Raw genomic sequence first — 15,348 nt, 5'->3', positions numbered from 1 at the left:
GTCCTCATATAGAGTTCAATGCACTGTTTCTCAGGAGGTCATATGATAGCCAGCAAATTCGGTATCGGTCAGCAGGTTCGTCACCGGCTGCTGGGGTATTTGGGGGTAGTGATTGATGTCGATCCAGAATACTCTCTGGAGCACCCAAAAGCAGACGAGATTGCAGCCAATGACGAGTTGCGCCTCGCCCCGTGGTATCACGTAGTGATGGAAGACGATGAAGGCCAGCCTGTTCACACTTATCTGGCCGAAGCGCAGTTGGCGGGGGAAGCGCAGGATGCACATCCTGAACAGCCTTCTCTGGATGAACTGGCGGAATCCATTCGCAGCCAGTTGCAGGCCCCCCGGCTGCGTAACTAAGCGTCAAGCCTGAGAAACCAGCGCCTCTACGTAGAGTAACGGGTTGAAGTCTATCAGCAGTCTCAAACGCCAGGGCCAATCCTGGCGTTTTCATTCAATCAGCGTGCCAGCCCCAGTCGCGGGATCTCAATCTTCGGGCAACGATCCATAATCACCGTTAACCCGGCCTGTTTGGCCAATGCTTCCGCCTGTTCGTTGATCACCCCGATTTGTAACCACAACACCTTGGCGCCTATCGCAATGGCCTCTTGTGCCACCCCATACGCCGCCTCCGAGTTACGAAACACGTCCACCATATCGACAGGATGAGGAATATCCTCCAATGAGGCATAAACCACCTGCCCAAGCAGCGTCTGCCCGGCCAGCTTCGGGCTCACCGGAATGACCTGATAGCCTTGCGCCAGCAAATAAGCCATTACGCCATAGCTGGGCCGCGCCGATTTATCACTGGCCCCCACTAGCGCAATGGTTTTGACCTGCTTGAGTACCTCTGCAATTGCTAGGTCTTGCATTTTTCGCTCCTGATGTTTTCCGAAAAGCATTTTCATCAGTGTAACCGAAACGCCAACATCGGTTAAAATTTGTTATCAGTCTGCATCTATACTGCCCGCAGGCTGGTTTGAGCCAGATCATATTTCAAATATCATCAAAATGTGTGTAAATGTAAATTAAACGGCATTCTGAAAAGATTTGACATAACTAGTGGCGTATCCAACACTAGTCATACTGTTTCACGAAAAGGAAGTAACAATGAAATTTGGTCTGGTGGTTGCGGGGCTGCTTGGATTATCGCTAAGCGTTTCGGCCGCAGCTACGACCCTGAAGCTTTCCCCGGACATCGAGCTGATGGTGGTCGACGGCAAGCAAATGACGGGCTCGTTGTTAAAAGGAGCCGATAGTCTGGAATTAAATGACGGGCAGCATCAGCTGTTGTTCAAAGTCACCAAATCCGTACGTAAAGAACCACGGTCTCAGATGTTTTACACTTCATCCGCGCAGATTGTGGTGTTCAATAGTCAAAACGTCAGCGCCGTCACCATTGAGCTACCGCGTATCGAGAATGAGCAGGATGCCCAGCGGTTTGATAAAGCGCCGAATTATAAAATTCTAGGTAACCACGGCAAGCCGTTGGCAATCAAACACGATGTATTACCACTAACAACCCCCCCCAATGGGAATGACCTGGAGAAGATCGTTGCCGATTATAACGCTCAAAATCGCCCGGCCTCCGTTCCGGCGTTAGCCCATCTGCGTGCCAGCGTGATCTCGGCGACACAGGGTAGCCCAGCGGTTATCGCCCTGAACGGCGACAACGTTGCCGAGGAAATGCTGCAATACTGGTTCCTGCGCGCCGATCCCGAGACGCAAAAACGGTTTATCGCCTGGGCCGGCCAATCTCGCAACCGTTAAATGCTGCCAACCACGCCTTTATGCCGCAAAGGCGTGGTTTGGTCGCAATTTCCCGCGTTAGCACTAGGCAGTGAAATCCAGTTTCAGTAATCTGTGGCGAATCATTCGATTTTCCAAGGACAGCGACATGGAACAAACCACCCGCACCATCGCAGCACGCAAGCATATTGCGCTCGTTGCTCACGACCATCGCAAGCAGGCCTTGCTGAAATGGGTTGAAGACAATAAGGAAGTACTTGCCCAGCATCAGCTGTATGCCACGGGCACCACCGGCAATTTGATCCAGCGAGCCAGCGGTATCCCGGTGCAGAGCATGCTGAGTGGCCCGATGGGCGGCGATCAGCAAGTCGGTGCACTGATCTCCGAAGGCAAGATCGATATGCTGATCTTCTTCTGGGATCCGCTAAACGCCGTCCCTCACGACCCCGATGTCAAAGCCTTGCTGCGCCTGGCCACGGTCTGGAACATCCCGGTGGCGACCAACCGCTCCACCGCCGATTTCCTGATCGACTCCTCGCTGTTCAAGAGCGAAGTAGTGATCGCCATTCCTGATTACGAAAAGTACCTCGCCGAACGCCTGAAATAATACCAAGGCCTGGTGTAGTGCCAGGCCTGTGGTTTACGGCTTTCTTTGCGACGGCACGCCAATCTCTTGCAACTGCTCGATAAATACCGACGGGCGTTCGCGATCTTGTAATAACCAAACCTGATGCCTGGCCCGCGTGAGGGCGACATAGAGCAAACGCCGCTCCTCCGCATCCGGGAAATCCTCAGGCTGAGGCAATAAAACCTCTTCAAGCACGGATTCACGGACCTCCGCCGGGAATCCATCCTTGCCTTCATACAGCCCGGCAATGATCACGTAGTCAGCCTGCTGGCCTTTGCTGGCATGAATGGTCATAAACTCGATATTCAACTTCGGCCAACGCGTTGCCGCCTTTTGCAACACCTCAGGCTTGAGATGGTGGTAGCGCGCCAGCACCAAGATCCGTTCTTGCGGCTTCGCATAGCCACTTAGCTTGTCCAGCAACGCTTCCAACTGCTCCTGCGGCAGGATAACCACCGACTTCTTGTTGCCCTTGGTCAGGCTATTAAGCGGTTTTTTCAACTGGTGCGGGTTCTGTTGTATAAAGCCGTTGGCCACCTCACCGATCCGATCGTTAAAGCGGTAGGTGGTATCCAGCGCACACTGCTCGCCTACGCCAAAGTTCTCGGCAAAGGCGGTGGTCAGCGACAGCTCTGCCCCGCTGAAACGGTAAATTGCCTGCCAATCATCGCCGACGGCAAACAGGCTGGTCTGCTTGTTTTGCTTACGCAATGCCGCCAGCAGTTGCGCACGCTGTGGTGAGATATCCTGGAACTCGTCCACCAGAATATGCTTCCACGGGCTGATAAAGCGCCCCTTTTCCAGCAGATTAACGGCTTGATGGAGCAGCCCGGCAAAATCGACCGCTCCCTCATCCTTCAGCGCGGTTTTCCACGCTTTTAGCAACGGTGCCATCAGGCGAATGCGTTTGCTGAACAGGTCGCGGATCTCTTCATCGGCCTGCTCTATCATTTCGGCCTGGCTACCTCCGTGGGTGCGCATCAAGCCAAGCCAGCGCTCCAGGCGCCCACTCAAACGCTCTGCCAGACGCCGGTCATGCCAGAAATCGCCCTCAGGCAATTCCCACTCCAGCTCTTCCGTTAACCATTGCCGCCAGCCTTTGGCCTGTGCTTTCTTCTCGCTGCACTGCTGTTGCCAGTGGGTAATTAGTAACGTCCTGCGCGCTTTACTGTCACTTTCCAGCTTGCTGATCACCGGCGCTTTCCGGCTACCCTGCTGGATAATCTGTAGCGCCAGCGCATGGAACGTTTTCGCCTGGATCGCCACGCTGCCCAAACGTTCCTGGATACGTTCGTTCATCTCTTCGGCGGCTTTGCGCCCAAATGCCAACAACAGGATCTGCTCAGGCTCGGCCTCTTGACGCAGTAGCAGCCACCCCGCCCGCGCCACTAGCACCGAGGTCTTGCCACTACCGGCTCCTGCGAGAACCAGCACGGCATCCTCGCCGTTCACCACGGCCCGGCTTTGCGATTCATTCAACGGTGACGTTTCAACGGTCTGGAAGAAATCCTGGTGGGTTTCCAGCATCCGGTCGCACCACCGCTGATTGCGTTGCGCCACGCTGCGCATACCAGATTTGAGCCACTGCAGGCACAAGTGATAACTTTCACGGCAGTTTTCAAACTCTTCCAGCCGCGCCACCGGCATGGGCAATGCGCCAAACGACTGGTGGATCTGCTGCTGCAAGCTGCTCAATTCGGCACGCTTGAACCACTTGTCCTGTTGCTCAATTTGGCGAATATGATCGACCTGCTGTTGCAATACCTCAGCGCTCACTTCACTCATCTCGCTGCTCCACTGCTGCCAGGACTGCTGCAGATAGTGGTAAAAGCGCTGGGTTTCCTGCCACTCGGTACCGTGCAGACGCACAACCTTTTCATCCGGCAGTTCGAACTCAAGCTCCCCCCAGACGATCCCGCGTTTACAACGCACCTGAATCAACTGGTTGAAAGGGATCAGGTATTCATGCTTCTCACCGCTCACCTCAACCCCGGCATGCAACAACCGTACGCGGTTGTAAGGATGCTGTGCCAGGTGCTTGCCCAGCGATGTCGCTTTAAGTTCCATATGCCCACGCCATAATCATGTTCAGAGTTGCCGCCAGTTTACCCGCGTTAAGCAATGGCACTCTAGCGTTAAAAAAAGGGTAGAATAGTTTTTGCGTTATGCTGATGAATACTTCCCCCGTGCCGTTTGGCCATCATTAGAGCAGAATGACGACTATGCGTACTGTATTGAACGTTCTTAATTTCGTATTGGGTGGTTTTTTCACCACACTTGGCTGGCTGATTGCCACCTTCTTCAGCGTCGTGCTGATTTTCACCCTGCCATTGACCCGTTCCTGCTGGGAAATCACCAAAATCTCCTTGTTGCCATTTGGCAACGAAGCGATCCATGTCAATGAATTATACCCAGAGAAAAGCAATGCCCTGCTGGCTGCCGGCGGTTCTTTACTGAATATCGTCTGGCTGGTCCTGTTCGGCTGGTGGCTGTGCCTGTCACACATTATTGCGGGTATCGCCCAGTGCATCACCATTATTGGTATTCCGGTAGGCATCGCCAATTTCAAGATAGCCGCTATCGCCCTGTGGCCAGTCGGCCGCCGCGTCGTGCCGGTTGAGGTGGCCCAACAGGCGCGGATCGAGAACGCCCGCCGCCGCTTTTAATCGCGTTAACCTTTCTCCCATTTAGGAGCTTGTCGTGCTCTCTTTAGCACCCAAAATTCGGCGTTATACCTATAACAGCAACCTGCTTTATAACCTGCGTATTTTTATCGCGCTGGCTGGAGCCTCTGCGGTACCCTGGTGGTTGGGCGTCCCTAAACTGACCATTCCGTTAACGCTGGGTGTCGTTGCCGCCGCGCTAGCGGATCTGGACGACCGGCTGGCAGGAAGATTGCGAAATCTGCTCATTACACTAGTTTGCTTTTTTGTGGCCTCGACATCGATTGAACTGCTGTTTCCTTACCCCTGGCTGTTTGCCCTCGGGCTGACGACCTCAACCTGCGGCTTTATCCTGCTGGGGGCATTAGGGCAGCGTTACGCCACTATCGCCTTCGGTGCCTTGCTGATCGCCGTCTACACCATGCTTGGCACCTCCATGTACGACGCCTGGTACCAGCAACCGGTTCTGTTGATTATCGGTGCTATTTGGTACAACTTGCTGACGCTGATCGGCCATCTGCTATTTCCTATCAAGCCCCTGCAGGAAAACCTGGCCCGCTGCTATGAACAGTTGGCCAACTACCTGGATGCCAAGGCCAATCTGTTCGATCCAGATGCCGAATCGGACGCCGACCTGCCATGGGTTGACGTGGCGATGGCCAACAGCACCTTGGTCAGCACGCTGAACCTGACCAAGGCTTCACTGCTGACCCGCTTGAAAGGCGACCGTGGCCAGCGCGGCACCCGCAGAACGCTGCACTACTATTTTGTCGCTCAGGATATCCATGAACGCGCCAGTTCTTCTCACGTACAGTATCAGGCGCTAAGCCAACAGTTCCGCCACAGCGATATTCTGTTCCGGTTTCAGCGGCTGCTGGCCAAGCAGGCCCGTGCCTGCCAGCAACTGGCGCAGTCGATACTGCTACGGCAGAAATATCTGCATAGCCCGCGTTTTGAGCCCGCTTTTTCACGCCTGGAAGAGGCGCTAACCCGGATTACCATTACCCCAGAAAATCGCGAACTGACCAGAGCGCTATCCCATCTGCTGAAGAATTTACGGGCAATTGACGCTCAGTTGGCCAATATCGAGTCTGAGCAGTCCTTGGCGAGTGGCCAGACCGAGGAAAACAACCTGTCAGACGACCGGCTCACCGGTTGGAGCGATATTCGCCTGCGTATCAGCCGCCACCTGACACCACAATCCGCCCTATTCCGCCACGCCATCCGTATGTCGGTGGTGTTGTGCGTGGGCTATGCGTTTATTCAACTGACCGGGATGCAGCACGGTTATTGGATCCTGCTGACCAGCCTGTTTGTCTGCCAGCCTAACTACAACGCCACACGCAGGCGCTTGGCGTTAAGGATCATCGGCACTCTGGCGGGCATTTTGATCGGGCTGCCGATCCTGTATTTTGTGCCCTCACTGGAAGGGCAATTGATCCTGATCGTGATCTCCGGAGTATTGTTCTTCGCCTTCCGAACCGTGCAATATGCCCACGCCACGATGTTTATCACCCTGTTGGTCTTGCTATGCTTTAACCTGCTGGGCGAAGGGTTCGAAGTGGCTGCCCCGCGCGTCTACGATACCCTGCTGGGTTGTGCCATCGCCTGGGCAGCGGTGAGTTTTATCTGGCCAGACTGGAAGTTCCGTCAGTTACCGGCCATGGTGCGCAAGACACTGAATGCCGACTGCCGTTATCTGGATGCCATTCTGGTGCAGTACCATCAGGGCAAGGATAACGGCCTGCCTTATCGTATTGCCCGCCGCGATGCCCATAATAGCGATGCAGAATTGGCGTCGGTGATCTCTAACATGTCTGCTGACCCTAAAGCCGATAAAACCATTCAGGAAGCGGCATTCCGCCTGCTGTGCCTGAACCATACCTTGCTGAGCTATATTTCCGCCCTGGGCGCCCACCGTGAGCGCCTGGAAAGTGCCGCCGTGCTGGACTTGCTCAACGATGCGGTTTGCTATGTTGATGGTGCATTACACCACGACGCTCATGATCGTCAGCGTATCACGCAGGCACTAGAAGCCCTCTCCGAGCGTATTACTGCGCTGGTTCCGGAGCCGGAAAGCAAAGAACAGCTGGTGTTGCAGCAAATTGGCCTGGTGCTCGAATTGCTACCCGAGTTGACGGCACTCAATACACAAATTACTCAAGCCGGTTGATAGTTCAAGGATGTGGGCCGCAGGCGCGGTCTTCTGACCGCGCCTCAAAGGTGGGAAAGAGCGCGTTGTTTTCGAACCATTCGGTCAACGCCTCCCTTTGTAGATTAGGCAAGGCGGCATGGTGGTAGCCCGCCATGGCCCCCGCCAGTGACATCAGCACTTTCATGCCCAGATTTTTTTGCTGTTGCAGCAACTTCAGATAGCTATCTCTGGCCCCCAACAGGCGAAAATCATAAATATTGCATATGCCTGCTCGCCACAGCTGGCGCTCTAATGAGGCATCAATATTCGGTAAATCTTTCAATCTGCCATTGCAGCGTTTTTTTACCTTTATCTCTTTACGCGTCTCACAGATAGCCTGCCAAGCAAGCGCACACAGTTCGCGACGCTGCCGCCACAACTCTTCATTCACCCAGTAATAGCGCATGACCATGGGGACCCCTCGCTTTAAATAGGTCATATTCACCATGCCACGCTCACGAAAAGCGGTTTCCAGACTTTCCGTTGCACGCAAATACAGCTCACCTTCGGTAATGACCGCAAACATTGTGCCGTCCGCCAGCAGGCCATAGCCGCCAAACTGCGAGCGTAGGGCAATATTTCCCAGGGCGGCAAAGCAGGACTTTGCCTGTTCGATCCTCCTTAACGATCCTCCATTCATTTAACTCTCCTTATATGAAGCCACAGCCATTAGGCATGTTTTGGTTGGAATAAACGTAACGGGAACAACTAATTAAAAAAAATACGCATTATCCCTAGTCGTGCCAATCATAAATTCAAGACGTACAATAAATAATCTCAATTATGCGAAGCGTTACGAAAATTTGGGTTGATCTTCTGTTTCGATGGCTATACTGTATATACATACAGTAACACTACGGGCGGGAGACGACATGCGAACTCAATCACTTTATCAACCTCATTTTAGCCAATCCCCAATGCCGGCAAAGCAAGCGGTGATCCCTGCGCAAGAGGGCAACGAAAATGGCCTAATCAGTGAGCTTGTTTACAATGAGCGGCAACCCGCCGTAGCTCAGTTATTGGTGCCTTTGTTGCAGCAGTTGGGCAAGCAATCACGCTGGTTACTGTGGTTGACCCCGCAGCAGAAACTGAGCAAAACCTGGCTGCAGCAGGCCAGCCTGCCGGTTGATAAGGTCGTACAGCTTAATCAGATCAATCCACTGGCTACCGTAGATGCCATGGAGAAGGCTTTACTGACAGGAAATTACAGTGTGGTGCTAGGCTGGTTACCAGAATTGACACAAGAGGATCGTCTAAGGCTGAGTCGAGCGGCAGAATTGGGCAATGCCTATGGGTTCATTATGCGACCCCAACGTGACATCGTTGCTGCCGACAGACACTGTTCAACCTTAAAAATTCACTCTTCTTTGTATCATTAAGTAAATTTAGGACTTTTCCCATCACTTTTATCGCTTGGTCTGGCAATCGCAGGCAGATCGGGCGAAAAGCGAGGTTGGCTGCGGTTCGGCGCCACCTTCCATGTTAAAAAAAGACTCGTTTAGCCCCCCGATATGTTAGAGGATATGTCTAATTCCATGTTTTTTTTTAGAGCTTTATCACATCACACTTGTAACTTTCGCGCCACGTTGTAGACTTTACATCGCCAAGGTTGCTCTATAACGCCAGAAAAACTGGCAGAGTAACAAACGAGGGCTCAAACCTTGGCGAAGGAATTTAAACCAAGGGCTTAAAGCAGCTTTAAAGCTCATTGCCTATTTGGATGATAACGAGGCGCAAAATGAAAAAGACAGCTATCGCATTAGCAGTGGCACTGGCAGGTTTCGCTACAGTAGCGCAAGCCGCACCAAAAGACGACACTTGGTACACTGGTGCCAAACTGGGTTGGTCCCAGTATCATGACACCGGTTTCTACGGTAACGGCTATGAGAATGGTATCGGCAACGGTCCTACTCATAAAAGCCAACTGGGTGCAGGCGCGTTCTTGGGTTACCAAGCGAACCAATACCTGGGCTTCGAAATGGGCTACGACTGGCTTGGCCGTATGCCTTACAAAGGCAGCGTGAACAACGGTGCTTTTAAAGCTCAAGGCGTTCAATTGGCAGCTAAACTGAGCTACCCAATCATGGACGATCTGGACATCTACACCCGTCTGGGTGGTATGGTTTGGCGTGCAGACTCGAACGCTCACTACGGTGCAACCGATCAGCGCCTGAGCAACCATGACACTGGCGTTTCTCCACTGGCAGCAGTGGGTGTTGAATACGCACTGACTCGTGACTGGGCTACCCGCCTGGACTACCAGTGGGTTAACAACATCGGTGACGCAGGTACCGTTGGTGCACGTCCAGACAACGGCATGCTGAGCGTAGGTGTTTCCTACCGCTTTGGCCAGGAAGTTGCTGCTCCAGTAGTAGCTCCAGCTCCAGCCCCAGCTCCAGTTGTTGAGACCAAGAAGTTCACTCTGACTTCTGACGTTCTGTTCGCGTTCAACAAAGCGACCCTGAAGCCAGAAGGCCAACAAGCTCTGGATCAGCTGTACACCCAACTGAGCTCACTGGATCCGAAAGACGGTTCTGTTGTCGTTCTGGGCTTCACTGATGCAGTAGGTTCAGCAGAATACAACCTGCGCCTGTCTGAGCAACGTGCACAAAGCGTTGTGGATTACCTCGTGTCTAAAGGTATCCCTTCAGACAAGATCTCTGCACGTGGCATGGGTAAAGCTAACCCAGTTACCGGTGACTCTTGTGGCTACCGTTCAGGCCGCGCAACTGCAGCTCAGATCGCATGTCTGGCTCCAGATCGTCGCGTAGAGATCGAAGTTAAAGGCATCAAAGAAGTTGTTTCTCAGCCTCAGGGCTAAGTAAGCGCTTCTTAGTAAAAAACCCCGCATTGCGGGGTTTTTTTTGGCCTTAACATTGGGTAATGCTATTTATCATCCTTACCCAGGATCGCCTGTAGATCCTGTTTCAGCGATGACATCTGAGTGGCATACTTCTCTTTGCGCTCGGCATCTTCGATCAGTTGTACGATGGTTTCCGATAGCGTGACGCCACGGCGATGCGCCAGCGCAGCTAAACGTTGCCAGACCAGGAACTCCAGATCGATCGATTTCTTGCGCGTATGCTGATGTTCTGAGTTAAAATGACGCTTACGCCGGGCGCGGATGGTTTGCTTCATCCGGTTATCCAGCGTCGGATTCATGTGCTCATCGATCCACGCCAGCACTTTGACCGGTTCATTTTCCAGCTTCAGCAGTTGATCAATAACCTCCTGAGCAAGGCTGTTTTCAATGTAGCGGGTGATCGCTTCACCTTCCCGGTGCTTTTTCACCAGGTACTTCCATTTCCAACCGCTCTCCAGATTTTCCAGTTGCTGATATTTCATCATGAACTCTGCTGTGACCGTGTAACTTTAATAAGCATAACAGCTTTAGCCAACTTTTCCTCGGCAATTACCCGCCGTTTTTGACTGTTTTTTGCACTGTCATCGAGCAATGTCAAACTCCGATGCTCAACAATGACTCTGGAGGTATCAAGCTGGCGTTATTCTTGTATAATCGCGCTTTCCCTTTTTGACGATTGCATCTAACACTTTGACCAATAACCGACTTGAATGGCAATCTCTGTTGCCTGCTGCTACGCCTTATCAGGCGATTTTCGATTCCGCTGCTCAATTGGCACCCGTAGCCTTTTCTGCAATCCAGCCCCGTTTGGAGAATGCGCTGACGCTGTTTTTGCATCCGCTGTCTCTGCCACGTTTTATGCTGTTGAAAGCACAGGAAACACGTGAGTATCTGGCGTTGATCGCCCGAGCGGCAGAAGAGTTGCAACCGCAGAATACCGTTAAAGGCAGTCACTACGTGATTGAAGGCGACACCGTCAGCATTAAGAATGCCATGCGCGGCGATGAGCCTTTTGCCGCAGGCGGTGCTTGCGTATACCAGGAATGGGTTGAGCCAGAACAGTTATTTGGCTGCGTCAGAATGCATAATGGTGCGATCACCTTGCAGCCGGGCCTGGTCCATCAGGCTAACGGCGGCGTGCTGATCCTGTCGGCGCGTGCCCTATTGGCACAGCCGCTATTGTGGCTGCGTCTCAAGCAGATGATTACCCAGCGCCAGTTCCAGTGGCTGACGCCAGATGAAACCCGGCCACTGCCGATTTCCATCCCGCCGATGCCGTTGGAGTTACGCCTGATTGTGGTGGGCGATCGCCATGGCCTGGCTGATTTCCATGATATGGAGCCTGAAGTCTGCGGGCAGGCCGTCTACGGTGAATATGAAGACGATCTGCAGCTCACCGAGCCAAACGATATGGTGCAATGGTGTGGCTATATCAATAGCGTGGTCGCCGAGCAGCAATTACCACCGCTGGCAGCCGACGCCTGGCAGCCTCTGATGGTCCAGGCGGTGCGCCATACCGGTGACCAGGGTAGCCTACCGCTATCACCACTGTGGGTCAGTCAGCAGCTTTCTGAGGCCGCTCTGTATGCCGAAGATGATCAGATCACCGCTAAAGCGTTAGAAGCGGCGCTGAATGCCCGCGAATGGCGTGAAAGCTATCTGGCAGAACGCATGCAGGACGAGATTGAGCTGGGCCAGATCATGATCGAAACCGAAGGTGAGGTGATTGGTCAGATTAACGGCCTGTCGGTGCTGGATTATCCAGGGCATCCGCGCAGTTTTGGCGAACCTTCGCGCATCAGCTGTGTGGTCCACCTGGGCGATGGCGAATTCACCGATGTGGAGCGCAAGGCCGAGCTGGGCGGCAATCTGCACGCCAAAGGTATGATGATCATGCAGGCGTTCCTGATCTCCGAATTGGATCTCGATCAGCAGCTCCCCTTCTCCGCCTCGATCGTCTTTGAGCAATCCTACGGCGAAGTTGACGGGGACAGCGCCTCACTGGCCGAACTCTGCGCCCTGATCAGCGCATTGTCACAGCAGCCGATCACCCAGCAAATCGCCGTGACCGGTTCCGTTGACCAGTTTGGTAATGTGCAACCGATCGGTGGCGCAAACGAAAAAATCGAAGGTTTCTTCGAGGTTTGTCAACGCCGTGGCCTGACGGGCAAACAGGGGGTGATCCTGCCAGCCAGCAACGTACGGCACCTTTGCCTACGCCCAGACGTCGTCGAAGCGGTGCGTGTTGGGCAATTCCATCTGTGGGCGGTAGATAGCGTTGCAGAAGCCTTGCCGTTATTGACCGGCTATCCGTTCGCCGAGGAGCAGCAGCCTAGCTTGCTGGCCGCTATCCAGGAGCGAATTGCACAGGCCATGTTGCCAGAACGGCGTCCGTTGCCGTGGCCATTGCGCTGGCTTAACTGGTTCAGCCGTGGCTGATCGGACTTGTTCAGCGTACACGTGTAAGTTAAGCTGCGTCCTTCATCAAAAAAAGGTTTACTGAGAACATGGTAGATAAACGCGAATCCTATACGAAACAAGATCTCGAAGCATCGGGCCGTGGCGAACTGTTTGGCGCCGGTGGCCCACCGTTGCCATCAGGCAACATGTTAATGATGGACCGCGTGGTCAAGATGACCGAAGACGGTGGTAGCTACAATAAAGGCTACGTAGAAGCTGAGCTAGATATCAATCCGGATCTGTGGTTCTTCGATTGTCATTTTATTGGCGATCCGGTTATGCCAGGCTGTCTGGGTCTGGATGCCATGTGGCAGTTGGTAGGGTTCTACCTAGGCTGGATGGGCGGTGAAGGCAAAGGCCGTGCTCTGGGCGTCGGCGAAGTGAAATTCACCGGACAGGTGCTGCCAACCGCCAAAAAAGTCACCTACCGCATCAACTTCAAACGCGTGATCATCCGCAAGCTGATTATGGGCGTGGCTGATGGCGAAGTGCTGTGCGATGGCAAAGTGATCTATACCGCCAGCGATCTGAAAGTGGGCCTGTTCAAGGACGCTGCGGCGTTCTAACGCCTTACGGCGGCCTCTCTCGGTCGCCGTTTATTTCTCCCCTCCTTTGTTATTACTGTTCTGGTCGTTTTATCGCCACACAGTGACTACAATAAATGTATCCACTAAGAGGGCAGCATGAAAAAAACCAGTTTTGCAACGACCCCCTGCCCAATCGCCCGTTCGTTGGGGCGCGTGGGGGAATGGTGGAGCATCCTGATCCTGCGCGATGCCTTTCATGGCCTGAGCAAATTTGACGAGTTTCAGCAAAGCCTGGGACTCTCCCCCACGCTGCTGACCCGCAGGCTTAAATTTCTGGTGGAAAGCGGCATTCTGTATAAGCAACGCTACCAGACTCGCCCGGTACGCTACCAGTATCTGCTCACCGAGCGCGGCAAGGATTTCTTCCCGGTGTTGGTGACGTTGTTCCAGTGGGGCAATACTCATCTGACTGAAGGGGCACACAGCGCGGAACTGGTCGATCGGCGCAGCGGTCAACCAATACAGCCTCTATTAATCGATGCGCTAACCCAGCAGCCTATCGCCCTACAGCACATCACGTTGGCGGCAGGCCCTGCGGCCGGAGAGGCCATGTCACGCCGTGCTTCTCTGATGCAGCATCACTACACCTTACTTAATGAATCATCCAAGGAGTCACTATGAGCAGTCGTCGTATAGTTATCACCGGTATGGGGGCCGTCTCTCCTTTGGGTTGCGGCGTAGAGCCGATCTGGCAACGCCTGTTGGCGGGTCAGTCAGGGATCAGCCCGCTACCCGAAGAGATGGTGGCAGATTTGCAGGTCAAGATCGGCGGCCAGGTGCCCACGCTGGAGCAGGATGCCGCTGCCGGTTTTGATCCCGACCTGAGCGTGGCACCGAAAGACCAAAAGAAAATGGACCGCTTTATACTGCTGGCGATGGCCGCCGCTGACGAAGCCATTAAGCAGGCTGGCTGGAGCGCCGATAGTGAGGAGAAACAGGAACGGACGGCCACCGTGATCGCCTCTGGTATTGGTGGTTTCCCAGCTATCGCCCACGCGGTGCGCACCACAGATAGCCGCGGGCCGAAGCGCCTCTCTCCTTTCACCATTCCCTCCTTTTTGGTTAACCTGGCCGCGGGCCATGTCTCCATCAAGCATCAATTCAAAGGGCCGATTGGCGCACCGGTCACCGCCTGTGCGGCAGGCGTGCAGGCCATTGGCGATGCAGTGCGGATGATCCGCAACGATGAAGCCGATATCGCCTTATGCGGCGGAACGGAAGCCGCTATCGATACCGTCAGCCTGGGGGGCTTTGCCGCTGCCCGAGCCATGTCAACCACGCCAGCGGATGCCGCTAGCAAAGCGTCACGCCCGTTTGACAGCGCCCGCGACGGCTTTGTGATGGGTGAAGGTGCCGGGATGTTGGTGATCGAGACGTTGGAACATGCGTTGGCACGTGGTGCCAAGCCGTTAGCAGAGATTGTCGGTTACGGCACCAGTGCGGATGCCTACCATATGACCTCCGGGGCCGAAGATGGCGACGGCGCCTATCGGGCGATGAAGATTGCGCTGAAACAGGCTGGTGTCACGCCCGATCAGGTTCAGCATCTGAATGCGCACGCCACCTCAACCCCGGTTGGCGATCTGGGTGAAATCAACGCCATCAAACACCTGTTCGGCACCGATGGGCATATCGCCATCACCTCCACCAAATCGGCCACTGGCCATCTGCTGGGAGCCGCAGGCGGACTGGAAACCATTTTCACCGCGCTGGCACTGCGCGATCAAATCGCTCCGGCCACCCTGAATCTGGATAATCCAGACCCTGCCGCCGCCGGTCTGCATCTGGTGGCCAATAAGGCGGAACCGATGGCAATGACCTATGCCCTGTCGAACGGATTTGGTTTTGGGGGAGTCAACGCGAGTATTTTGCTGAAACGCTGGCAGGAATAATTTTACGCTTAAAACGAAAACCTCCGCTTGTTTGGCGGAGGTCGTTCCTTAATTCATGACAGAGAGCCGCTTAAGCGGTCACAGCCCTGTCCTCCATGGCTTTTCGCCACCCTCCCAGCCAGTTAGCCCGGGCATCTAAAGATTGGTAGGGACAAAGTTCCCTCGAACGCCCTGCAATACCTGCTTGGTAACCGCGTGATTCAGCCCGCTCCAGACGATCTCTTTTCTGTCTCTTCATGCCTCGTTTCCCTCGTTGTTACTCTGTGGAAAGAAAACAATGGCCGCACGAAATACAGCCACATTTAAGGAATA

The 15,348-nt window shown here is 54.0% G+C and carries 16 protein-coding genes; 11 read left to right on the top strand and 5 right to left on the bottom strand.

The features are described 5' to 3' along the window. Positions 1 to 42 precede the first annotated feature (42 nt). Entirely contained in the window at positions 43 to 360 is a 318-nt protein-coding gene (hspQ, locus tag KGP17_RS09865) for a heat shock protein HspQ (protein WP_021182046.1), read from the top strand. Positions 361 to 458: 98 nt separating this feature from the next. Here the strand turns inward: hspQ and KGP17_RS09860 are convergent, their stop codons facing one another. Further along, positions 459 to 872, bottom strand: a complete 414-nt coding sequence (locus KGP17_RS09860) for a CoA-binding protein (protein WP_021182047.1) — start codon at positions 870 to 872, stop codon at positions 459 to 461. A gap of 238 nt (positions 873 to 1,110) precedes the next feature. Here KGP17_RS09860 and KGP17_RS09855 point away from each other — a divergent pair, with 238 nt between their 5' ends. Both KGP17_RS09855 and KGP17_RS09850 read left to right on the top strand, forming a co-directional pair. Beyond that, positions 1,111 to 1,770 carry a DUF2057 family protein gene (locus tag KGP17_RS09855; RefSeq protein WP_223499229.1) on the top strand — a complete coding sequence of 220 codons (660 nt, stop codon included), beginning with the start codon at positions 1,111 to 1,113 and terminating at the stop codon, positions 1,768 to 1,770. Positions 1,771 to 1,897: 127 nt separating this feature from the next. Continuing rightward, complete coding sequence (locus tag KGP17_RS09850; RefSeq protein WP_021804871.1) at positions 1,898 to 2,356, top strand: methylglyoxal synthase; 459 nt, start codon at positions 1,898 to 1,900, stop codon at positions 2,354 to 2,356. A 33-nt stretch (positions 2,357 to 2,389) separates the two neighbouring features. On the opposite strand, the gene helD is transcribed toward KGP17_RS09850, so the two are convergent. Further along, the gene (gene helD / locus KGP17_RS09845) at positions 2,390 to 4,444 is read right to left on the bottom strand and encodes a DNA helicase IV (protein WP_223499228.1); all 2,055 of its coding nucleotides are present in this window, start codon (positions 4,442 to 4,444) and stop codon (positions 2,390 to 2,392) included. 155 nt (positions 4,445 to 4,599) lie between these two features. On the opposite strand from helD, the gene KGP17_RS09840 reads away from it, so the two are divergent. Further along, entirely contained in the window at positions 4,600 to 5,043 is a 444-nt protein-coding gene (locus KGP17_RS09840; protein ID WP_021804873.1) for a YccF domain-containing protein, read from the top strand. Positions 5,044 to 5,077: 34 nt separating this feature from the next. Next, on the top strand, positions 5,078 to 7,213 hold the full coding sequence (gene yccS / locus KGP17_RS09835) for a YccS family putative transporter (protein ID WP_021804874.1): 2,136 nt from the start codon (positions 5,078 to 5,080) through the stop codon (positions 7,211 to 7,213). 4 nt (positions 7,214 to 7,217) lie between these two features. Here yccS and KGP17_RS09830 read toward each other — a convergent pair whose 3' ends face one another. Continuing rightward, positions 7,218 to 7,874: a TfoX/Sxy family DNA transformation protein gene (locus KGP17_RS09830; RefSeq protein ID WP_115159660.1), complete on the bottom strand. Its 657-nt coding sequence runs from the start codon at positions 7,872 to 7,874 to the stop codon at positions 7,218 to 7,220. A gap of 277 nt (positions 7,875 to 8,151) precedes the next feature. Between KGP17_RS09830 and sulA the strand changes: the two genes are divergently transcribed. Then, positions 8,152 to 8,613: an SOS-induced cell division inhibitor SulA gene (gene sulA, locus KGP17_RS09825; RefSeq protein WP_235050763.1), complete on the top strand. Its 462-nt coding sequence runs from the start codon at positions 8,152 to 8,154 to the stop codon at positions 8,611 to 8,613. Between the two features lie 359 nt (positions 8,614 to 8,972). Continuing rightward, a complete protein-coding gene (gene ompA / locus KGP17_RS09820) occupies positions 8,973 to 10,055 on the top strand; it encodes a porin OmpA (protein ID WP_021182055.1) in 1,083 nt (360 codons plus the stop codon). Between the two features lie 65 nt (positions 10,056 to 10,120). Here ompA and matP read toward each other — a convergent pair whose 3' ends face one another. Further along, positions 10,121 to 10,579, bottom strand: a complete 459-nt coding sequence (gene matP / locus KGP17_RS09815) for a macrodomain Ter protein MatP (RefSeq protein ID WP_037375184.1) — start codon at positions 10,577 to 10,579, stop codon at positions 10,121 to 10,123. Positions 10,580 to 10,787: 208 nt separating this feature from the next. On the opposite strand from matP, the gene KGP17_RS09810 reads away from it, so the two are divergent. The 4 genes from KGP17_RS09810 to fabF all read left to right on the top strand — a co-directional run bounded on the left by KGP17_RS09810 (position 10,788) and on the right by fabF (position 15,036). Beyond that, positions 10,788 to 12,536, top strand: a complete 1,749-nt coding sequence (locus tag KGP17_RS09810) for a Lon protease family protein (RefSeq protein WP_223499227.1) — start codon at positions 10,788 to 10,790, stop codon at positions 12,534 to 12,536. A gap of 68 nt (positions 12,537 to 12,604) precedes the next feature. Then, positions 12,605 to 13,123: a bifunctional 3-hydroxydecanoyl-ACP dehydratase/trans-2-decenoyl-ACP isomerase gene (gene fabA / locus KGP17_RS09805; RefSeq protein ID WP_037374999.1), complete on the top strand. Its 519-nt coding sequence runs from the start codon at positions 12,605 to 12,607 to the stop codon at positions 13,121 to 13,123. 117 nt (positions 13,124 to 13,240) lie between these two features. Continuing rightward, positions 13,241 to 13,765 (top strand): helix-turn-helix domain-containing protein, encoded by a 525-nt coding sequence (locus KGP17_RS09800; RefSeq protein ID WP_021804879.1) that lies wholly within the window; start codon positions 13,241 to 13,243, stop codon positions 13,763 to 13,765. Continuing rightward, positions 13,762 to 15,036: a beta-ketoacyl-ACP synthase II gene (gene fabF / locus KGP17_RS09795; protein ID WP_094982367.1), complete on the top strand. Its 1,275-nt coding sequence runs from the start codon at positions 13,762 to 13,764 to the stop codon at positions 15,034 to 15,036. Before KGP17_RS09800 ends, fabF begins: the two co-directional genes overlap by 4 nt. Positions 15,037 to 15,106: 70 nt before the next feature. Here fabF and rmf read toward each other — a convergent pair whose 3' ends face one another. Then, entirely contained in the window at positions 15,107 to 15,274 is a 168-nt protein-coding gene (gene rmf / locus KGP17_RS09790; protein ID WP_071680718.1) for a ribosome modulation factor, read from the bottom strand. Between the last annotated feature and the right edge of the window lie 74 nt (positions 15,275 to 15,348).

The sequence above is a fragment of the Serratia sp. JSRIV001 genome (assembly GCF_019968745.1).
GTDB classification, from domain to species: Bacteria; Pseudomonadota; Gammaproteobacteria; order Enterobacterales; family Enterobacteriaceae; genus Chania; species Chania fonticola_B.
This window is presented reverse-complemented; position numbering and strand designations above follow the sequence as displayed.